Annotated in this window: 18 protein-coding genes and 1 pseudogene; 17 read left to right on the plus strand and 2 right to left on the minus strand. The window is 55.2% G+C overall.

The window, feature by feature from the left end; all coding sequences use genetic code 11:
- The first annotated feature begins 9 nt into the window (after nucleotides 1–9).
- From AC0TOF_RS12805 to AC0TOF_RS12830, 6 genes are all read left to right on the plus strand, one after another.
- On the plus strand, nucleotides 10–678 hold the full coding sequence (locus AC0TOF_RS12805) for an amino acid ABC transporter permease (protein WP_473768525.1): 669 nt from the start codon (nucleotides 10–12) through the stop codon (nucleotides 676–678).
- Between the two features lie 9 nt (nucleotides 679–687).
- Nucleotides 688–1,344 carry an amino acid ABC transporter permease gene (locus AC0TOF_RS12810; RefSeq protein ID WP_473768526.1) on the plus strand — a complete coding sequence of 219 codons (657 nt, stop codon included), beginning with the start codon at nucleotides 688–690 and terminating at the stop codon, nucleotides 1,342–1,344.
- Between the two features lie 121 nt (nucleotides 1,345–1,465).
- Complete coding sequence (locus AC0TOF_RS12815) at nucleotides 1,466–2,266, plus strand: transporter substrate-binding domain-containing protein (protein ID WP_473768527.1); 801 nt, start codon at nucleotides 1,466–1,468, stop codon at nucleotides 2,264–2,266.
- A 108-nt stretch (nucleotides 2,267–2,374) separates the two neighbouring features.
- On the plus strand, nucleotides 2,375–3,121 hold the full coding sequence (locus tag AC0TOF_RS12820) for an amino acid ABC transporter ATP-binding protein (RefSeq protein ID WP_473768617.1): 747 nt from the start codon (nucleotides 2,375–2,377) through the stop codon (nucleotides 3,119–3,121).
- 20 nt (nucleotides 3,122–3,141) lie between these two features.
- The gene (locus tag AC0TOF_RS12825) at nucleotides 3,142–4,092 is read left to right on the plus strand and encodes a 2-hydroxyacid dehydrogenase (protein WP_473768528.1); all 951 of its coding nucleotides are present in this window, start codon (nucleotides 3,142–3,144) and stop codon (nucleotides 4,090–4,092) included.
- Between the two features lie 9 nt (nucleotides 4,093–4,101).
- Nucleotides 4,102–4,428 carry a hypothetical protein gene (locus AC0TOF_RS12830; protein WP_473768529.1) on the plus strand — a complete coding sequence of 109 codons (327 nt, stop codon included), beginning with the start codon at nucleotides 4,102–4,104 and terminating at the stop codon, nucleotides 4,426–4,428.
- Nucleotides 4,429–4,446: 18 nt separating this feature from the next.
- Here the strand turns inward: AC0TOF_RS12830 and AC0TOF_RS12835 are convergent, their stop codons facing one another.
- Entirely contained in the window at nucleotides 4,447–5,487 is a 1,041-nt protein-coding gene (locus tag AC0TOF_RS12835) for a dipeptidase (RefSeq protein WP_473768530.1), read from the minus strand.
- Nucleotides 5,488–5,796: 309 nt separating this feature from the next.
- Between AC0TOF_RS12835 and AC0TOF_RS12840 the strand changes: the two genes are divergently transcribed.
- The 11 genes and pseudogenes from AC0TOF_RS12840 to AC0TOF_RS12890 all read left to right on the plus strand — a co-directional run bounded on the left by AC0TOF_RS12840 (nucleotide 5,797) and on the right by AC0TOF_RS12890 (nucleotide 18,586).
- On the plus strand, nucleotides 5,797–7,395 hold the full coding sequence (locus AC0TOF_RS12840) for an ABC transporter substrate-binding protein (protein WP_473768531.1): 1,599 nt from the start codon (nucleotides 5,797–5,799) through the stop codon (nucleotides 7,393–7,395).
- Complete coding sequence (locus AC0TOF_RS12845; protein ID WP_122001829.1) at nucleotides 7,392–8,405, plus strand: ABC transporter permease; 1,014 nt, start codon at nucleotides 7,392–7,394, stop codon at nucleotides 8,403–8,405. The genes AC0TOF_RS12840 and AC0TOF_RS12845 overlap by 4 nt, the downstream gene beginning before the upstream one ends.
- The gene (gene nikC, locus AC0TOF_RS12850; protein ID WP_122001828.1) at nucleotides 8,402–9,304 is read left to right on the plus strand and encodes a nickel transporter permease; all 903 of its coding nucleotides are present in this window, start codon (nucleotides 8,402–8,404) and stop codon (nucleotides 9,302–9,304) included. The genes AC0TOF_RS12845 and nikC overlap by 4 nt, the downstream gene beginning before the upstream one ends.
- An 8-nt stretch (nucleotides 9,305–9,312) precedes the next feature.
- Nucleotides 9,313–10,143: an ABC transporter ATP-binding protein gene (locus AC0TOF_RS12855; RefSeq protein ID WP_122001827.1), complete on the plus strand. Its 831-nt coding sequence runs from the start codon at nucleotides 9,313–9,315 to the stop codon at nucleotides 10,141–10,143.
- The gene (locus AC0TOF_RS12860) at nucleotides 10,140–10,880 is read left to right on the plus strand and encodes an ABC transporter ATP-binding protein (RefSeq protein ID WP_122001826.1); all 741 of its coding nucleotides are present in this window, start codon (nucleotides 10,140–10,142) and stop codon (nucleotides 10,878–10,880) included. Before AC0TOF_RS12855 ends, AC0TOF_RS12860 begins: the two co-directional genes overlap by 4 nt.
- A 10-nt stretch (nucleotides 10,881–10,890) precedes the next feature.
- On the plus strand, nucleotides 10,891–12,399 hold the full coding sequence (locus tag AC0TOF_RS12865) for a serine hydrolase domain-containing protein (RefSeq protein WP_473768532.1): 1,509 nt from the start codon (nucleotides 10,891–10,893) through the stop codon (nucleotides 12,397–12,399).
- A 57-nt stretch (nucleotides 12,400–12,456) separates the two neighbouring features.
- A pseudogene (gene ade, locus AC0TOF_RS12870) lies at nucleotides 12,457–14,197 on the plus strand (adenine deaminase).
- 244 nt (nucleotides 14,198–14,441) lie between these two features.
- Nucleotides 14,442–15,485: an ABC transporter substrate-binding protein gene (locus AC0TOF_RS12875; RefSeq protein WP_473768533.1), complete on the plus strand. Its 1,044-nt coding sequence runs from the start codon at nucleotides 14,442–14,444 to the stop codon at nucleotides 15,483–15,485.
- Nucleotides 15,486–15,555: 70 nt separating this feature from the next.
- A complete protein-coding gene (locus tag AC0TOF_RS12880) occupies nucleotides 15,556–16,623 on the plus strand; it encodes an ABC transporter ATP-binding protein (protein ID WP_473768534.1) in 1,068 nt (355 codons plus the stop codon).
- A complete protein-coding gene (locus tag AC0TOF_RS12885; RefSeq protein WP_473768535.1) occupies nucleotides 16,620–17,795 on the plus strand; it encodes an ABC transporter permease in 1,176 nt (391 codons plus the stop codon). Before AC0TOF_RS12880 ends, AC0TOF_RS12885 begins: the two co-directional genes overlap by 4 nt.
- A 2-nt stretch (nucleotides 17,796–17,797) precedes the next feature.
- Complete coding sequence (locus AC0TOF_RS12890) at nucleotides 17,798–18,586, plus strand: ABC transporter permease (RefSeq protein ID WP_473768536.1); 789 nt, start codon at nucleotides 17,798–17,800, stop codon at nucleotides 18,584–18,586.
- Nucleotides 18,587–18,629: 43 nt separating this feature from the next.
- On the opposite strand, the gene AC0TOF_RS12895 is transcribed toward AC0TOF_RS12890, so the two are convergent.
- Entirely contained in the window at nucleotides 18,630–19,058 is a 429-nt protein-coding gene (locus AC0TOF_RS12895; protein ID WP_162997329.1) for an Lrp/AsnC family transcriptional regulator, read from the minus strand.
- Nucleotides 19,059–19,076 lie beyond the last annotated feature (18 nt).

The raw sequence follows: 19,076 nt of genomic DNA on the forward strand, positions 1-19,076 counted from the left end.
GGTTCAGCATTGTATAATTTCAACTTCGCGCCTGTCTTCGCGTCGATGGATAAGCTGCTTGTCGGTGCGTGGCAGACAATTGAGCTTTCATGCGCTGCGATGGTCCTCGGCCTGATTGTTTCGATTATCTGCGCTGTCGGCAAGACGTCCGGACCAAAGCCGATCCGGTTCGTCATTGATGCCTATATCGAAATCATCCGCAATACGCCGTTTCTGGTGCAGATTTTCTTTATCTTCTTCGGGTTGCCGTCTGCGGGCCTGCGCATGTCGCCGAACAGTGCGGCGCTGCTTGCACTGGTGGTGAATTTTGGCGCCTACGGCACGGAAATTATTCGTGCCGGGATTGAATCCATTCACAAGGGTCAGGTGGAAGCGGGGACTGCTCTTGGTCTCTCCAGGCTGCAAGTCTTTCGCTATGTCATCATGAAACCGGCTTTGCGGACGGTTTATCCGTCGCTTACCAGCCAGTTCATCTATCTGATGCTGACCTCAAGCGTGGTCTCGGTGATTTCTGCGAATGAGCTTGCAGCTGCGGGCAACGACCTTCAGTCAGCGACCTTTGCAAGCTTTGAGGTCTATATCGTTATCACCCTGATGTATCTCGTCATGTCTATCGGTTTCTCGGCCATTTTTGCGCTGATCGAGAAGGTGGCATTCAAATATCCGTTGAGCCGATAGGAGCAGGCCATGATCAGACCTTTCGGCTGGAATGAATTTCTTATCATCGTTTATGCAGCGCAGTGGACGATAGCGCTTTCAGCTATTGCTTTTGTCGGCGGCGGCATTGGTGGATTAATTGTGGCGTTGATGCGGGTCTCGGATGCTCGCGTCCCGCGTTACATCGCGCTTGGCTTCATACGATTGTTTCAGGGTACGCCACTTCTGATGCAGCTTTTCCTGGTGTTCTTCGGCCTCAATATTATGGGCTTGGGCATCAATCCGTGGATTGCGGCGACGATTGCACTGACATTGCATGCGAGTGCTTTTCTCGGTGAGATTTGGCGCGGTTGTATCGATGCTGTGCCGCCCGGGCAGCGTGAAGCGGCGACGGCGTTAGGTCTCCGCTACTATAATCGCATGCGCTATGTGATCCTGCCGCAAGCCGCGCGCATTTCCGTGGCGCCGACTGTGGGCTTTCTCGTGCAGCTCATCAAGGGCACTTCGCTTGCTGCGATCATCGGTTTTACGGAGCTGACCCGACAGGGTCAGATTATCAACAATGCGACGTTTAGCCCGTTCATGGTGTTTGGTACGGTGGCGGCCATTTATTTTGTCCTTTGCTGGCCGCTATCCATTTTGGCGCGCCGCATGGAAACGAGGTTTTCTCGCGCTACCGCTCGGTAATTGGGGGCTTTGGGAAACGGTTGGCACTTCCAGCCGAAACAATACGGCGTCAGCATATGTGCCGAGAGATAACGAAACGAAGCCAGTGAGGAGACTGGCTCTTAATAGGGAAGGAATAAGCATGACTATCACCAGACGTTTGGCAATGGCTTTGATTGGAGCGGGAGCGCTCGCAACGGCAATGGCGCCGACGGCGTTTGCGCAGGCTGTTGACAGCATTAAGTCTGCCGGAAAAATCAAGATCGGCATGCTGGTGGATTTTCCGCCGTTCGGCATCATGAACACCAGCAATGAGCCGGATGGCTACGATGCCGACGTGGCGAAGTTGTTGGCCAAGGAACTGGGTGTTGAAGCCCAGATCGTACCCGTCACCGGTCCAAACCGTATTCCATACCTCCAGAGCGGACAGATTGATGTTCTGGTTGCTTCGCTCGGCATCACTGAGGAACGCGCCAAAAGCGTTGATTTCTCGCAGCCCTATGCGGGCATTTCGATTGGCGTGTTCGGACCGAAGGATATTGCTGTTGCAAAGCCGGAAGATCTTTCCGGCAAGACCATTGGCGTCGCACGCGCTTCGACACAGGACACGGCCGTTACCAAAGTTGCACCGCAGGACGCAAATATCCGTCGTTTCGATGACGATGCCAGCGCAGTGCAGGCGCTGCTTTCGGGGCAGGTCGAGCTGATCGGCCTTTCCAACGTTGTCGCTGCCGAGATCGAAAAGGCTGCGCCAGGCCGCTACGAGCAGAAAATCCAGCTCAGCCAGCAGGTGCAGGGCATTGCCGTTCGCAAGGGTTCGACGGAAATGCTCGAATTCATCAACAAGTTCATCGAAAAGACGAAGAGCGACGGCGAACTAAACAAGATTCATGAAAAGTGGCTTGGCACGCCGCTACCGGATTTTGTTTCCCAGGCCAAGTAAGAAGTTCTCGAACTCCGCCATGCCCGCTTATTCGGCGGGCGTGGCGATCTATTCCACGAAAGTGAGTTTCTCGAAATGAACCAGATGGCTCAGGGAACGACGAACCAGATGCAGCACGATGCTTCTGGTTCTGCAGTGCTTATGCACGGAGTGAACAAGTGGTATGGCACGTACCATGCGCTCCGGAATATCAATCTGACTGTATCCCGCGGCGAACGCATTGTTATTTGCGGCCCGTCTGGTTCGGGGAAGTCCACCCTCATTCGCTGCATCAACCAGCTGGAGACCATTCAGGAGGGTCGCATCATTGTTGATGGCCACGACCTGACTGCAGGCGGTAAGAACGTGGATATTGTGCGGCAGGAAACCGGCATGGTTTTCCAGCAGTTCAATCTCTTTCCGCATATGACGGTTCTTGAAAACTGCACTTTGGCACCGATGAAGGTGCGGGGCGTTTCGAAAGCTGAAGCTGAAAAGACCGCACGCAAGTACCTTGAACGCGTCCGCATTCCCGAGCAGGCGGATAAATATCCAGCCCAGCTTTCCGGGGGGCAGCAACAGCGTGTGGCCATTGCCCGTGCGCTTTGCATGAACCCCAAGATCATGCTTTTCGATGAGCCCACCTCTGCGCTCGATCCTGAAATGGTCAAGGAAGTTCTGGACACTATGATCGATCTCGCCAAGGAAGGCATGACCATGCTTTGCGTTACCCACGAAATGGGCTTTGCGCGGCAGGTAGCTGATCGCGTGATCTTCATGGATCAAGGGCAAATTCTGGAAATGGCAGAACCGGAAGAATTCTTCGGCAATCCGAAACATGAGCGCACGAGGGCGTTTATTGGCCAGATTTCCTGATAGTTTCCAATAGATTGATAATGGAGCCTGAAGTGAAGAATGAAGTTCTGCTCATTGAGCCGATGATGCCGTTGATCGAAGATCGATTGGATGCGGCCTACAGGGTTCTCCGGCTGTACAAGCCCGAAGACAAAGCGGCGATCAATTCAGCCCTTGGCACGATCCGCGCCGTTGTTACTGGCGGTGGAACTGGCCTTTCCAACGAATGGATGGAGCGTCTGCCGTCGCTTGGTTTGATCGCCATCAACGGTGTCGGAACAGATAAGGTCGATCTTGCCTTTGCGCGGAACCGCAACGTGCATGTCAGCACGACACCCGGTGTCTTGACCGATGATGTCGCTGACATCGGGATCGCGCTGATGCTGGCAGTAATGCGCCATGTTGCAGCAGGTGATCATTTTGTACGGGAAGGAAAATGGGCTCGCCGGGAAGGGTTCCCTCTTGGGGCTAGCCCAAAGGGCAAGCGGGTTGGTGTTCTTGGGCTTGGCCAGATCGGAAAGTCATTTGCGCGGCGAGCGGAAGCATTTGGCATGGAAGTGCATTACTGGAATCGCTCCCCCGTTGCGGGCACGAACTGGATTGCACATGCAACACCGACAGAACTCGCCCGGGAAAGTGACGTGCTCGCGGTTTGTGTCGCGGCTACTTCGTCGACCGCCAACATTGTGAACGCTGAGGTGCTCGCCGCTCTGGGGAGCAAGGGGTATCTGGTCAATGTCGCCCGAGGCAGTGTCGTTGACGAAGATGCACTTCTCGCTGCTTTGGATAACCGGACTATTGCAGGTGCCGGTCTTGACGTCTTCGTCAATGAACCAACCATACGAGAAGATTTTTTTACTGCGCCAAATACAGTGCTGATGCCGCATCAGGGCAGCGCAACAATAGAAACGCGGATCGGAATGGGCGAACTGGTACTCGCCAATCTTGCAGCGCATTTTTCCGGCGAAGTTCCGCCAACCAAAGTAAACTGAGTTCTTCCCATGATTGTCAGACAGGCCTTTTTTGAAGGCACAATTCATGCTGGGCGCGAGGATGCGTTCAAAGCTTATGTGGCTGAAACCCTCATGCCGATGTGGCTTGATTTTCCGGGGATCAGGGAAGTGCGCGTCCTTTATGCGGTCGAGCGCGACGAAGGCGCGCCTGCGTACCCGATGGTTCTTTGGACCAAGTATGACAGCAGGGAGGCTTTGGCGGAAGCGCTTGCTTCAGCTGTCCGCTATGCAAGTCGGGAGGCCACGAAGGGCCTCCTGGAAATGTTCGATGGTCATATACATCATCACGTTTTTGATCTCACCCTTGAAGGGTGAGATCATTTCTGTTTGCCGTTAAGCGCCCCATGTCCGCTCAAGGACATTGATCCAGTTTCCGTGGGCCAGCTTGACGATGGATGCATCGTCATAACCGTGCTTGCGGAAGGCTTCTATAACGAGCTGGAGATCGCCAACGTCGCGAAGTGTCGAAGAAATCGTGGTGCCGTCAAAATCGGACCCCAGAGCCAGATGATCGATCCCGATGCGATTGACGATATAGTCCGCATGGCGCACAAGCTCGGTCAAGTCGGTGTTTGGATCGCGTTTCGCGTCTTCACGCAGGAATGAAACGCCGAAATTCAATCCCACCAGCCCACCGGTGTCACGAATGGCATCCAGCTGTTTGTCGGTCAGGTTGCGGCTCTGCTGGCAAAGAGCGTGAGCATTGGAATGCGAGGCGACAAGCGGTGCATCGGAAATGGCCGCAATGTCCCAGAAACCTTTCTCGTTCATGTGGGAGAGGTCGATCATGACCTTGAGTTCGTTGCAGGCGCGAATGAGTGCCTTGCCATGATCGGTCAGGCCGGGGCCGATATCAGGCGATGCGGGAAACCGGAACGGAATTCCGTGCGCAAAAATATTCGGACGGCTCCAGACCGGCCCAAGGGTTCGCAATCCGGCTTCATGCAATACATAAAGGGCATCCAGGTCCTCGGCAAAAGCCTCGACACCTTCAATGTGATAGACCGCAGCAAAAATTCCGTTGGCGAATGCGTCGCGAATATCTGCTGCCGTGCGGCAAACGCGAACCTTGCCTTCCGATGCCCGCTCGATCTTGAGAAGGATCGCCGACATGGCAAGCGTTGCCTTCATCGCCTCTGCCTGGCTCGGCGTTGCAAGATTGCCGTTAGCGTCGAGTTCCCGTGAAGGCGACGGTACATATACCGCGCAAAGTCCGCCGCCCAGCCCACCTTTTTGAGCGCGCGGAAGGTCTATATGTCCGACATTCTCACCTTCAAGAAATCGCTTTTCCGGCGCGGGTGCATCCGATGACCACAGACGCAACAGCACATCGTTGTGACCATCGAAAACGGATATCTTTTGCTCTGTCGCCATGGGGAAGCCTTTTCAAATCAAGCCTGATATTTGAGTGGGGGTGATGGACCCAAGCGGGAAGAATTGCAAATGCGATTTTGGTCACTCGATATGACTGCACTGCATGAAGAGCGATTCTTATATGCAAAAGTTCTCTTTTAGTTGTGAGTCATGCAAACTCTGCATAGGGGATGCGCAATTCTGCATTGGCCCCTGCGCTGGGTGACGTGATAGCGGGAAGCTAGAAAATTATATTCAGAGATAAAACGCTGTCGATATGGCTCCCAATTTCAGGGAGGCAGCCCGAAAGCGTTGCAAGAGGAGCTCTCAATGATTTCAAGACGCGGTTTTCTGGCAGGCGCTGCTGCCGTTCCTTTCCTTTCCTATGCAAGCATTTTGCCTGCCATTGGAGCCGGACGTCAGGACATTCTCGTTGTGGCCCAGCAGCTGGACAATATGACCAGCCTTGATCCCCATGAGAGCTTCGAAGCTGTTGGCAGCGAAATCTGCAACAACATGTATCAGCGTCTGGTGCATCCAAGCCTTTCCAATCCCGATCAGGTGGAAGGCGGCGTTGCCGTTTCCTGGGAAGCGGATGCCGACGGCAAGGTCTTCACCTTCAAGATCAATCCAGACGCCAAGTTTGCCAGCGGTGCGCAGATCACTGCGGAAGACGTCGCTTTCTCGCTGCAACGCGCGATCAAGATGAACAAGGGCCCGGCTTTCATTATCGGCCAGTTCGGTTTCACGCCTGAGAATGCTGAAACGAGCATCGTCGCCACTGATGCGTCGACGCTTACCTTGAAGCTGGAACAGTCTACATCGCTGCCGTTCCTGCTATATTGCCTGTCCGCAAGCGTTGCCAGCATCGTTGAGAAGAAGACCGTTCTTGAAAATGCAGCCGGTGATGATCTCGGCAACGGCTGGCTTCAGAAGAACAGCGCCGGTTCGGGCGAGTGGGTTCTGGCTTCGTGGAAGCCGAGCGAAAGCATCATTCTGAACGTTAATCCGCATGGCGCTTACAAGGGTAATGTGAAGCGCATTCTTTTGCGTCATGTGGCTGATCCGTCTTCGCAGCTTTTGATGCTCCAGAAAGGCGATGTCGATATTGCCCGTAATCTCACCACAGAGCAGCTTCGCGTGCTGGACGGCGATGAGAACTACAATCTGGTGCGTAAGGGCGTTGGCGGCCTGATGCTGATGTCGCTCAACCAGAGCGTGGAAGTTCTTGCCAAGCCGAAAGTCTGGGAAGCGATCAAATGGGCCGTGGACTATGACGGTATCCAGAAAAACATCGTTCCGCTGAACTACAAGGTTCATCAGGCGCTGGTTCCGGAGGGTTTCCCTGCCGCGCTGAATGAGAATCCTTTCAAGAAGGATATTGCAAAGGCGAAGGCTTTGCTCGCGGAAGCTGGTGTCCCTGACGGTTTTACGGTCAAGATGGACCATTATTCGGCGCAGCCGAGCCCCGATATCGCGCAGGCAATTCAGGCAAGCCTTGCCGAAATCGGTATCAAAGTGGAGTTGCTGGCTGCTGAAAATCGTCAGGTTCTGACGAAGATGCGCGCTCGTGAACACCAGATGGCGTTGACCGTATGGGGATCCGACTATTTCGATCCGAATACCAATGTTGACGTCTTCTGCAACAATCCAGACAATTCCGATGATGCGAAGACCAAGCTTTTTGCCTGGCGCTCGCATTTCCAGAATGAGGATTTTGCCAAAAAGTCTCTCGCCGCGCGCGACGAACAGGATCCTGCAAAGCGGGTAAAGATGTACGAAGATCTGCAGCGTGAGTTCATGAACAACAGCCCGTTCATCATCATGATGCAGAAATTCGAGACGGCTGCCTGCCGCAAGGATGTTACCGGAATGCGTCTCGGCGTTCTCTCCGATTCTCACTCCTATGCAGGGATCGCCAAGGCGTGAAGAAAAGCCTCAAGAATCTGACCGGTATCCTGAGCAGCGTGTTGATCACGCTGTTCGGGCTTATGGTCATTACCTTCATGATCGGCCGCGTCATGCCGGTCGATCCTGTTATTGCTGCTGTGGGCGACAACGCGCCAGAGGCCGTTATCCAGCGTGTCCGGGCAGAAATGGGGCTCGATCAGCCGCTTGTAGTGCAGTTCGTCCATTATATCGGGCAGGTGCTGCACGGTGATTTCGGCAATTCCATTTTGACCCGCAATCCGGTGACGCAAGATATCGCCCGTTATTTTCCGGCGACACTGGAGCTGGCGACGGCTGCGCTCCTTGTGGCTGCGCTTATCGGTATTCCGTTGGGTGTTTGGGCCGCCGTCCGGCAGGGTTCCGTCGTCGACCAGACGATCCGTGTGATCTGTCTTGCTGGTCACTCGGTTCCGGTTTTCATGCTGGCGCTGATATCGCTTCTGGTCTTTTATGCGACGCTCGATATCGCGCCGGGACCGGGGCGTCAGGACATCATTTATGAGGGCATGATACCGCATGTAACGGGCCTGCTCACGATCGACAGTCTCATTGAAGGTGATTGGGACGCGTTCTGGGATGCCGTCTATCACATGATTCAGCCAGTTCTGATCCTCGCCTATTTCAGCATGGCCTATATCACTCGAATGACCCGGGCCTTCATGCTGGATGCGCTGAAGGGCGAATTCGTGATTACGGCGCGCGCGAAAGGCCTGTCGCTGACCTCCGTCATCTGGAAGCATGCTTTCCCCACCGTGGCTGTGCAGCTCGTGACGGTTCTTGCGCTGACCTATGCAGGCCTGCTCGAAGGCGCCGTTGTGACGGAAACCGTCTTCAGCTGGCCGGGATTGGGCCAATATCTGACCGTGTCGCTGATGAATGCCGATATGAACCCGGTCGTGGGTGCCACGTTGCTCATCGGCGTTATCTATGTCGGGCTCAATCTGCTCGCCGATATCCTCTATAAAGTTCTGGATCCGCGTGTCCGATGATGTTTGGAAATTTTCATAACTGGGCGCTGGATGAATCGCCTTCGTCCCGTTCACAGGCCAATTGGGGCAGGCGCTATCGCATCTGGGTGAACCTCAAGGCCAATCCGCTCGCGATGATTGGTCTTTTTATCATCGTTGCGTTCGTCGTCCTGTCATTGGCCGCACCCTTGCTGGCGCCCTATGATCCAAGTGTGCAGGATCTCGGCAATCGGCTTTCTGCTCCCACCGCATCGCACTGGTTTGGGACTGATGAACTGGGCCGCGATATTCTTTCGCGCATTCTTTATGGTGGGCGCGTCACCCTCGGAATGGTTATCGCCGTCGTCATTCTCGTTGCGCCAATCGGTCTCTTTATCGGTTGTATCGCCGGTTATTTCGGCGGGATCGTCGATACCGCGCTGATGCGCGTCACGGATGTCTTTCTTGCGTTCCCGCGTTTGATTCTTGCGCTTGCCTTCGTGGCCGCGTTGAAGCCGGGCGTGGAAAGTGCGGTGCTCGCAATTGCATTGACTGCATGGCCACCCTATGCGCGTCTGGCACGTGCGGAAACCATGACCTTGCGCAAAAGCGATTTCATTGCAGCCGCCAAGCTGACCGGCGCAATGCCTTTCCGCATCATTCTTCGCCACATCATGCCGCTTTGCGTGCCAAGTGTCATTGTGCGCATCACACTCGATATGAGTTCGATCATCATTACGGCTGCAAGTCTCGGCTTCCTTGGAATGGGCGCGCAGCCGCCGTCACCGGAATGGGGCGCGATGATCGCCACCGCCAAGCGCTTCATCTTCGAACAATGGTGGGTTGCCACCATCCCCGGCGTTGCAATCTTCCTCGTCTCGCTTGCGTTCAATTTCCTTGGCGACGGTCTTCGTGACGTGCTCGATCCGAAGCAGAATTGAGAGAACAGATGCTGGTTGATATCAAAAATCTGCAAATCAGCTTTGAAACGCGCACCAGCCGTTTTGATGCCGTGCGCGGAATCTCGCTTCAGCTCGGTCGCGAAAAACTGGGCATTGTCGGCGAAAGCGGTTCGGGCAAGTCCTTGACCGCGCGCGCACTCATGAAACTGCTGCCGCCAATCGCCGAAGTGAAGGCGGACAAGCTTTCGTTCGACGGTATCGATATTCTGTCAGCGACAGAACGCGGCATGCGTCAGATACGCGGCAAGCGGGCAGGCTTCATTCTTCAGGACCCCAAATATTCGCTGAATCCGGTCAAGACCATAGGCGTGCAAGTGGCTGAAGCATGGCGTACCCATAAGGGCGGCAGCAAACGTCAGGCGATGGATGCTGCGGTCGATCTTCTCGATCAGGTGATGATCCGCAATCCCCGCGACGTTGCGAAGCTTTATCCGCATGAGGTTTCGGGCGGCATGGGCCAGCGCGTCATGATCGCCATGATGCTGGCACCCGATCCGGAACTGCTCATTGCAGACGAACCGACATCGGCACTGGACGCTACGGTGCAGGCGGAAATTCTGCGGCTGATCGACGATCTGGTTTCCAAGCGCGGAATGGGGCTTCTCCTGATCAGCCATGACCTCCCGCTCGTATCCCATTTCTGCGACCGGGTCATGGTCATGTATATGGGCCGTGTCATGGAAGAGTTGAAGGCTTCCGAACTGGTGCATGCCGAGCATCCATACACCAAGGGGCTTCTCAATTGCATTCCGTCGCTCACGCATCCTCGCGATCGTTTGCCGGTTCTCAATCGGGAAGAAAGCTGGCTGAACTCATGATAGATATTGATCAACTCCGCATCAGCTTCAACGAGCGTGAAGTCGTCAAGGGTGTTTCCTTCAATGTGGCGAAGGGCGGCAGCTTTGGTATCGTTGGTGAAAGCGGTTCTGGTAAATCCACCATTCTGCGCGCTATGGCTGGCCTCAACGAACAATGGAGCGGCCGTATTGCTTTCGACGGCAAAAATGCGGCCCCGAAGCGTGCGCCTGCCTTCTTCCGTCAGGTGCAGATGGTGTTTCAGGACCCGTTTGGATCGCTGCATCCGCGCCAGACTATTGACCGCATCTTGAGCGAGCTTCTGCTGGTTCACGGTATCGGCGATATCGATAAGCGGATTGAAAAGGTGCTTGAGGAAGTCGCGCTGCCTAAAGCTGCACGGTTTCGTTTTCCGCACCAGCTTTCCGGTGGTCAGCGCCAACGCGTGGCAATTGCTCGCGCCCTGATTGCAGAACCGGAAGTGCTGCTGCTCGATGAACCGACATCGGCACTCGACGTTTCGGTGCAGGCTGAAATTCTTAATCTTCTTGCGGATTTGCGCGCGGAAAAGAACCTAACCTATGTGTTGGTGAGCCACAACCTCGCGGTGATTGCGCATCTATGCCCACAAGTTGGGGTGATGCAGCATGGGGAGATGGTGGAGCAGCTTAGCGCCGAGGATTTGCGTGCCGGGCGAACCTCACATCCGCATACCACAGAATTGCGCGCCCTGAGCGTCAATCTGGAAGAACCTGCCTGACGGAGTTTTCATGTCCACCCATGCTGACTGGAACGCGGCATCGCTCGCCGCCAAGGTCTTCTCGAGAACCTGGGATAAAAACGAACCGGGCGGCGTTATTATCGGTTTTGATCCTGATGGTGTGAAGTTCGCATATGCGGGTGGGCTTGAAAGCCTGTCTACCGGAGTGCCGTTCACAGCGAATACGGTTGTCCGCTATGCGTCGGTCACGAAACATGCATTCTGTGCGATGGTTCTCAAGCATGGTGATATTATCGGCCTGGATGACCGGCTAGGCGATCATCTGCCGGAATTGCAAAGCCCGCTTGCCGACGTCACCGTCGGTCGCGCACTCGACATGACTGGTGGTTTGCCGGATACGCGGGAATGCCTCACGCTTCTTGGCCTGTCCGTTTATACGGACACGCAAGCCGAGCAGCTTCTGGAGTATCTTGCCTCTCTCAATCGTCTCAATTTCGATGCGGGTTCAGAAATTTCCTATTCCAACACCGGTTATCGGCTGGTGGAGGCCGCACTTGAGAGGAAGGGGTTTCGCTTCAATGATTTTGTGAAGTCGGATATTGCGCAACCGCTCGATATCTTCATGGAAGCGCCCGACGTCTGGAATGATCCGGTTGCGGGGCTTGCTCCCGGTTACTGGAAGTCTGGCGAGAAATGGCAGCTCAGTTCCGCCGGCTTGCATATTTCGGCATCCGGCAGTCTCGCTGGCAGCGGCATGGCACTGACCAAATGGGCGCAGGCGCTCGTCAATGGTGAAGGCGCATTCAAGGGCCTGCTCGATAAGCTGTCAGCGGATCGCCATCTTGTTGACGGACGCGTGACCGGTTACGGGCTCGGGCTGCGGTGGAACGAAGTGGGCGGCAAGAACTTTGTCGGACATGGCGGCTCGCATCCCGGTTACAAGAGTTATTTCCTGCTCGATCCGTCCGCGAAGACCGGTATGATCGTTGTCTCAAACCGTGAAGACACCAATACCTATAAAATGGCGCGAGATTGCATGGCCGCTCTCAACGGTCTGCCGTTGCCAGAGACCAACTGCACAATCCCGGACGGGCTCTATGTGACGGACAGCGGGCCGTTTTGGCTGGAAATGCGCAATGGCATAGCCAACTGGCTCGATTCCGAGGATACTCTTTACGATATCGGTGATGGCTGGTTCTCGTCCCTGTCGCCTACGTCTCCGGTGAAACTGCGCTGGACAGGCATGGAGCTGGAAGGCGAAATCGGCTATGTGCCGCGTCGATTGAAGCCAGTGGCACCCAAACCGTTGGGCAAGGCACTCGACGGCCATTGGCGGGCACTGTCTTATGGGGCCAGTTTCGATATCGAGGACGATCATCTCATCATGGGCATAGGCCCCACGCGCCACGTCATGCCACTGGACGATCTCGGTCACGGACGAGCGCTCTTCACGCTGCATGACGGTCCGTGGACCAAGCGTGTCTGCCTGCATCAGCTTGATGATAATCGTGTTGAACTGGTTCTAAGCCGCAGCAGGATGATTGAATACATCCGTTAGAGCGCACTACGATCTGGGGTTATATACGCGGCGGAAGGGTGACCTTACCGCCGCGTCTTGCATTGTGATAGCTTTCGACAATTGATTCCGAATGTGAGGTGACACGATGCTGGAACAGATGATCGATCAGGGCGCGGGCCGCGAGCCTGCCGACCTTGTGCTCAAGGGCGGTCGCTTCTTCGATCTCGTGACCGGCGAACTGGTGGAGAGTGATATTGCGATCTGCGGGGACCGGATCGTCGGCACTTTCGGCAACTATCGTGGAAAACGCGAAATCGATATTACGGGCCGCATCGTCGTGCCGGGCTTCATTGACACGCATCTTCATATCGAATCCTCGCATGTCACGCCGCATGAATTCGACCGCTGCGTATTGCCGCAGGGCGTCACCACGGTCATTTGTGATCCGCATGAGATTGCAAATGTGCTCGGTGTGGAAGGCATCAAGTTCTTTCTCGATAGCGCTTTGGAAACCATCATGGACATCCGTGTGCAGCTTTCGAGCTGTGTCCCGGCCACGCATATGGAGACGTCCGGCGCTGAGCTCCTGATCGATGATCTTCTTCCCTTTGCAGATCATCCCAAGGTGATCGGTCTCGCTGAATTCATGAATTTTCCCGGTGTCCTGGCGAAAGATGCCGAATGCATGGCGAAGCTGAAAGCTTTTCAGGGACGGCATATTGATGGTCACGCGCCGCTTTTGCGCGGCTTTGATCTGAACGGCTATATTTCCGCAGGCATACGCACCGAGCATGAGGCTACAAGTGCGGAAGAAGCGCTCGAAAAGATGCGCAAGGGCATGCATGTGCTGGTGCGCGAAGGGTCCGTTTCCAAGGACCTGAAGGCCTTGATGCCGATCATTACCGAGCGCCACGCGCAGTTTCTGTCACTCTGCACCGATGACCGCAATCCGCTTGATATCGCGGATCAGGGGCATCTCGATTATCTGATCCGAACGGCGATTGCGGGCGGTGTCGAACCTCTCGCCATTTATCGCGCGGCGAGCGTTTCCGCTGCGCGCGCTTTCGGCCTCTTTGACCGCGGGCTGGTGGCACCTGGCCAGCGTGCCGATCTCGTCGTGGTGGACAGCCTTGAAGGCTGCCATGCCGAAACCGTGCTTTCTGCGGGGCAGATAGTGTCGGACGATCTGTTCGCGAAGCGAAAGCCAGTCGCCGAAGTGGGGCGCAATAGCGTCAAGGCCCCGCGCGTCACCGCCTCCAATTTCCGCTCGCAGTCCAATAGCGGCAGGACGCGTGCCATCGGCATCGTTCCCGGCAAGATCATTACGCAAAACCTCGAATTCGATCTGAAAGTGGGGCCAAACGGCGTAGAGCCTGATCTTGAGCGTGACGTGGTGAAGGTTGCTGTCATCGAGCGCCACGGCAAGAACGGTAATATCGCCACCGGCTTCGTGCACGGTTTTGGCCTGAAAGCGGGCGCGATTGCTTCTACGGTCAGCCATGATAGCCACAATATCTGCGTCGTTGGCACTTCGGACGAAGATATCGCGGCTGCTGCCAACCGGCTTGGCGAAATCGAAGGCGGTTTTGTCGTGGTGCGTGACGGCAAGGTTCTGGCCGAGCTGTCGCTTCCCATTGCCGGGTTGATGAGTATGGAGCCTTACGAAACCGTGCGCGACGAATTACGCAAGCTGCGCCATGCCGCCGAAGAACTGGGCTCTGTTCTGGAAGAACCCTTCCTTCAGCTTGCGTTTATTGCCTTGCCGGTGATCCCGCATCTCAAGATCACCGACAGAGGTCTCGTCGATGTCGACAAATTCGAGTTTGTTGGCAACTGATCGATGCGGGCCACTGATCTATCTGTCCTTGCAATGTGCCTGCGTTCCTGAATGACGGACTGGCTACTCCGGCGCGCAAGATCGGAAATGCTTTCGCAGGAATCTATCATGGTCTGCCAGGACTGATACTACTTTTGCATTGTTGGGCGACTACAATATTGCCCGCGACTACCGGACAAGTTAGCATGCCCTCATTACAACAACGGCGGGACCAACCTGTCGAACCACAATGGGGAATATGTCGATGAAAATTGCTCGCCTTGCCCTGATGGGCGGACTGCTCGCCACTGCGCTTTATACCGGCTCTGCCACGGCCCGCGATCTGACGGTCGTTTCCTGGGGTGGTAACTACCAGGACGCCCAGCGTGAAATTTATTTCAAGCCTTTTTCAGAAAAGACTGGCAAGCCTCTGCTGGATGAATCCTGGGACGGTGGTTATGGCGTCGTTCAAGCGAAGGTGAAAGCAGGTAAGCCCAATTGGGACGTCGTTCAGGTGGAGGCGGAAGAACTAGCCCTTGGCTGTGCGGACGGCCTTTACGAAAAAATCGACTGGGACAAGTTGGGAGGCAAGGACAAATTCCTCGACAGCGCGGTCAATGATTGCGGCGTGGGAGCGATCGTGTGGTCGACCGCAATCGCCTTTAATGCGGACAAGCTGAAAGATGGTCCGCAGTCCTGGGCCGATTTCTGGGATGTAAAGAAATTTCCTGGCAAGCGTTCCTTGCGCAAAGGTGCAAAATATACACTTGAATTCGCGCTTCTGGCTGATGGAGTCAGCAAGGATGAAGTTTATGATGTGCTCTCTACCCCGGAAGGTGTGGATCGGGCATTCAAGAAGCTCGATGAATTGAAGCCCAACATTGTCTGGTGGGAAGCAGGGGCACAGCCGCTGCAATTGCTGGCCTCGGACGAAGTTGTCATGGCATCGGCCTATAATGGGCGCATCACCGGTATAAACAGAAGCGAAGGCAAGAACTTCAAGGTGGTCTGGCCTGGTAGCATCTATGCCGTCGACAGCTGGGTGATCCTGAAGGATGCTGAAAACAAGGATGCGGGGCTGGATTTCATCGCATTCGCCAGCCAGCCCGATAATCAGGTGAAACTCCCCAAATACGTCGCTTATGGTCTGCCAAACAAGGAGGCCGCAAGCAAGGTTCCCGCAGAATTTGCTTCCGATCTTCCGACGGCGGAAGCCAATCTGAAAGACGCTCTCCCGCTGAATGTCGATTTCTGGATCGATAATTCAGAAGAGCTGACGAAGCGCTTTAACGCCTGGCTCGCACAATAATTCGCAATTATGGCCCCGTCGGCGCAACACCGGCGGGAGTTCCCTGTTTTCCGGAAAATGGAGTAATTCATTGACGGACTGCCGCATCCGCTTCGAGAATATCAGTAAATCCTACGGTGATTTCAAAGTTATAGATGGTTTGAACCTCGATATTGATCGAGGTGAATTCGTGAGCCTGCTCGGCCCTTCAGGGTCGGGCAAGACGACGCTTCTGATGATGCTGGCGGGATTTGAAAGTCCGAGCAGCGGGACAATCTATGTCGACGGCAAGGCAATCAATACCGTTCCGTCTTACAAGCGTAATATGGGGGTAGTTTTTCAGAACTATGCGCTTTTCCCTCATATGACTGTCGGTGAGAACATTGCCTTTCCGCTCCAAATGCGTGGTCGAGGGAAAAGCGAGATCGGTGAGAGGGTGGAAAAGGTGCTCGATATGGTGCAGCTTTCCACTATGCGCGAACGCAAGCCCTCGCAACTTTCTGGTGGCCAGCAGCAGCGCGTGGCGCTTGCCCGTGCTCTGGTTTTTGAGCCGAGTGTGGTTTTGATGGATGAACCGCTTGGCGCACTCGACAAGCAGTTGCGCGAACAAATGCAACTCGACATTCGTGCGCTGCATGGCCGGCTGGGATTGACGATTGTTTTTGTTACCCACGATCAAAGCGAAGCCTTGACCATGTCGGACAGGATCGCTGTTTTCAATAAAGGAAAAATCGAACAGATCGGTACACCGCGTGCGATCTATGATGAGCCGCAAACGCGGTTCGTCGCGGAATTCATAGGTGAAACCAATCTCGCAGAGGGAACCATTGAACGGGTGGAAGGCACCAGTGCCTTTATTCGTCTGAACAATGGCGGCATGCTAAGAGCCTCATCAAAGAGGGGGCTGCCAACGGGACAGAGAGTTCTTTTGTCTGTTCGTCCCGAGCGGATCGAACTGGGCAATGAAGACGGGTCGGATAATAATCTCAGAACCCGGGTGACAGACAGCGTTTATCAGGGAGATCATCTGCGCATCCAGCTTGATGGTGACGCTTATGATTTTATTGTGCGCCTTGACCGGAAAGCACGTGAATGGGCCCCCGGAACGGACGTAGTAGCGGGATTTAAGGCGACTGATTGCTGGACTATAGCCACATGAGGGCGCTATCCGGCAAAACTGTCCGAGCGGTGCTGCTGATTGCGCCTTTGCTTGTTTTTATAACATTGTTTTTCCTATGGCCTCTCGGGGTCATGATGAAACAGGCTGTGTCCGATACCGCGGTTTTGCGTGTTCTGCCTCAGACAGCTGAGACCGTAAGCCGGTGGGATGGGCAATCCGGGCCATCGCCGGATATGAAACAGGCTTTGGTGGCAGACCTGAAGGCCTCAACAGACCAACAGGCGATAGGCGATATGGTTCGCCGCTTGAACAGTGCCCAATCCGGCTTTCGCACCTTGATGAGCAAAACGCTTTCAGCCATCGAGAAGGGCGATCCTGTTCCTGATCTTGAAGCGATTGACAAGCGATGGAGCAGGCCGGAATTCTGGCAGGCGATTGCAAATGCGCTTTCTCCGACAACTGATCGCAACCTGCTAGCGGCCGTGGATATGGAGCGCGACGCATCCGGCGAGATCGTCTCTATGGCACCCGGCGCATCGGCGAACCGTGCGATCATGCTGCGCACATTTTGGATTGCAGCCCTGGTGACACTGGCCTGCGCGGCAATCGGTTATCCCTATGCTGTCTTGCTTGCGGCGTCTTCGGGCTGGATCAGAAGCGCGCTGTTTGCTGCCGTTCTGCTGCCCTTATGGACCTCCTTGCTGGTGCGAACCGCTGCCTGGTTCATTCTTCTCCAGGATAAGGGACTGATAAACGATGCGTTGATCTGGCTCGGCATTACAGATGGGCCATTCCCGTTGATCTTCAACAGGGCGGGTGTGGTGATAGCCATGACCCATGTGCTTTTGCCGTTTATGGTTCTTCCGATTTACAGCGTGCTCGTATCGATCCCGGGCAATCTGATGCCAGCGGCCGCATCCCTTGGCGCGCCGCCGTGGAGGGCTTTTCTGCGCGTCCTGCTGCCATTGAGCCTGCGCGGAATCCTGTCCGGGATGCTGCTCGTGTTCATGAGCGCGATGGGCTACTACATCACACCAGCACTGATTGGCGGGCCGAGCGACCAGATGATAAGCTCGATCATCGCCTATTATGCAACCGGTTCGGCCAACTGGGGCATGGCTGGTGCACTCGGGCTGGTTCTACTCGTGGCCTGCCTGATACTCTATGCTGTTTACGGACGGCTCACCGCCGATGAGCTGGGGAGAGCGTGACCATGGGGCGCTTCGTTAAAATCCTGTTCGGTGTGGCGGCAGTGGTCTTTTTGATTGCACCGCTGTTTGCAATTCTTCCGCTTGCTTTTACCTCCAGCGTATTCCTGACCTATCCTGTACCAGGCTGGTCCGCGCGCTGGTTTGAGGAACTCGCTACGGCAGATGTCTGGCGGCGGGCAATAGCCAACAGCCTGATTATCGGATCGGGCACGATGATTCTCGCAACCGGGCTCGGAACCATGGCTGCACTGGGGTTGCGTAGCAGGATATTGTTTCTTTCCGGCCCGATAAAAACGCTGTTCCTCTTGCCCATGGTCGTTCCTGCCGTGGTTATGGGTGTTGGTATGCAGCTATTGTTCGTCCGGCTCGGGATAGCTAATTCCTATTTCGGTGTGATCTTTGCCCATACAGTTATTTCGATTCCCTTTGTTTTGGTGAGCGTTACCGGCGCCCTGGCAGGCATCGACCGGCGTGTCGAACTGGCAGCCGAAAGTCTTGGCGCAGCGCCTCTGACAGTTTTTCGTAAAATCACGCTTCCGCTCGCCATGCCGGGCATCGCATCTGGTGCGGTGCTGGCATTTGCTACTTCGTTGGACGAAGTTGTGCTGACCCTGTTCGTGGCTGGTCCAAATCAGCGCACTCTGGCGCGCCAGATGTTTTCAACTATTCGGGAAAATATCAGTCCGGCTATCGCTGCCGCCGCATTTTTGTTCATCGCTGGCACCGTACTTTTGGGCCTTGCGGCGATGCTCTTCCGCCGAAGGCGTGCAAGTAATGCGGTCGCCATATGACGGGTGCGCAGGAGGTCATTTGCCGCAGTACTAATTTTGCGGTTTAGCGATCGATCCGTGTTGAAAGAATGATGGATGACATCGTGCGCTCGACACCTTCCAGCGCACCTATGCGATCAAGAATGGCGTCGAGTTCCTGTATGGAGGGGGCTTCCACAACAACGATCATGTCGAAATGTCCGCTGACGGAATGAAGCGAACGGACGGCCATCATGCCGCGCAGTGCAGTTTCCACTTTTGGGGCGAGCTTGGGCAGTGCTGTCACCAGCACATGGGCGCGAACCAGATCCCGTTCGAACTCCGGCGCGATTCGCACGGTGTATCCCTCGATAACTCCCCGCTTCTCAAGCTTCTCAATACGACTTTGAACGGTAGTTCGGGATACTCCGAGACGCCTTGCAAGGTCGGCTGTGGAGGCCCGTGCATTTTCACGGAGGAGGGCGATGAGGGTTAGATCGGCTTCTGTCGTCATAATGCATGTTAAATACGG

Source organism: Ochrobactrum sp. PL_is501 (assembly GCF_055816895.1).

Excerpts from the sequence above, each read along its gene's own strand:
- AC0TOF_RS12810 (WP_473768526.1), top strand. The coding sequence starts at position 688 with ATGATCAGACCTTTCGGCTGGAATGAATTTCTTATCATCGTTTATGCA.
- AC0TOF_RS12815 (WP_473768527.1), top strand. The coding sequence starts at position 1,466 with ATGACTATCACCAGACGTTTGGCAATGGCTTTGATTGGAGCGGGAGCG.
- AC0TOF_RS12820 (WP_473768617.1), top strand. The coding sequence starts at position 2,375 with ATGCAGCACGATGCTTCTGGTTCTGCAGTGCTTATGCACGGAGTGAAC.
- AC0TOF_RS12825 (WP_473768528.1), top strand. The coding sequence starts at position 3,142 with ATGGAGCCTGAAGTGAAGAATGAAGTTCTGCTCATTGAGCCGATGATG.
- AC0TOF_RS12830 (WP_473768529.1), top strand. The coding sequence starts at position 4,102 with ATGATTGTCAGACAGGCCTTTTTTGAAGGCACAATTCATGCTGGGCGC.
- AC0TOF_RS12835 (WP_473768530.1), bottom strand. The coding sequence starts at position 5,487 with ATGGCGACAGAGCAAAAGATATCCGTTTTCGATGGTCACAACGATGTG.
- AC0TOF_RS12840 (WP_473768531.1), top strand. The coding sequence starts at position 5,797 with ATGATTTCAAGACGCGGTTTTCTGGCAGGCGCTGCTGCCGTTCCTTTC.
- nikC (WP_122001828.1), top strand. The coding sequence starts at position 8,402 with ATGATGTTTGGAAATTTTCATAACTGGGCGCTGGATGAATCGCCTTCG.
- AC0TOF_RS12855 (WP_122001827.1), top strand. The coding sequence starts at position 9,313 with ATGCTGGTTGATATCAAAAATCTGCAAATCAGCTTTGAAACGCGCACC.
- AC0TOF_RS12860 (WP_122001826.1), top strand. The coding sequence starts at position 10,140 with ATGATAGATATTGATCAACTCCGCATCAGCTTCAACGAGCGTGAAGTC.
- AC0TOF_RS12865 (WP_473768532.1), top strand. The coding sequence starts at position 10,891 with ATGTCCACCCATGCTGACTGGAACGCGGCATCGCTCGCCGCCAAGGTC.
- AC0TOF_RS12875 (WP_473768533.1), top strand. The coding sequence starts at position 14,442 with ATGAAAATTGCTCGCCTTGCCCTGATGGGCGGACTGCTCGCCACTGCG.
- AC0TOF_RS12885 (WP_473768535.1), top strand. The coding sequence starts at position 16,620 with ATGAGGGCGCTATCCGGCAAAACTGTCCGAGCGGTGCTGCTGATTGCG.
- AC0TOF_RS12890 (WP_473768536.1), top strand. The coding sequence starts at position 17,798 with ATGGGGCGCTTCGTTAAAATCCTGTTCGGTGTGGCGGCAGTGGTCTTT.
- AC0TOF_RS12895 (WP_162997329.1), bottom strand. The coding sequence starts at position 19,058 with ATGACGACAGAAGCCGATCTAACCCTCATCGCCCTCCTCCGTGAAAAT.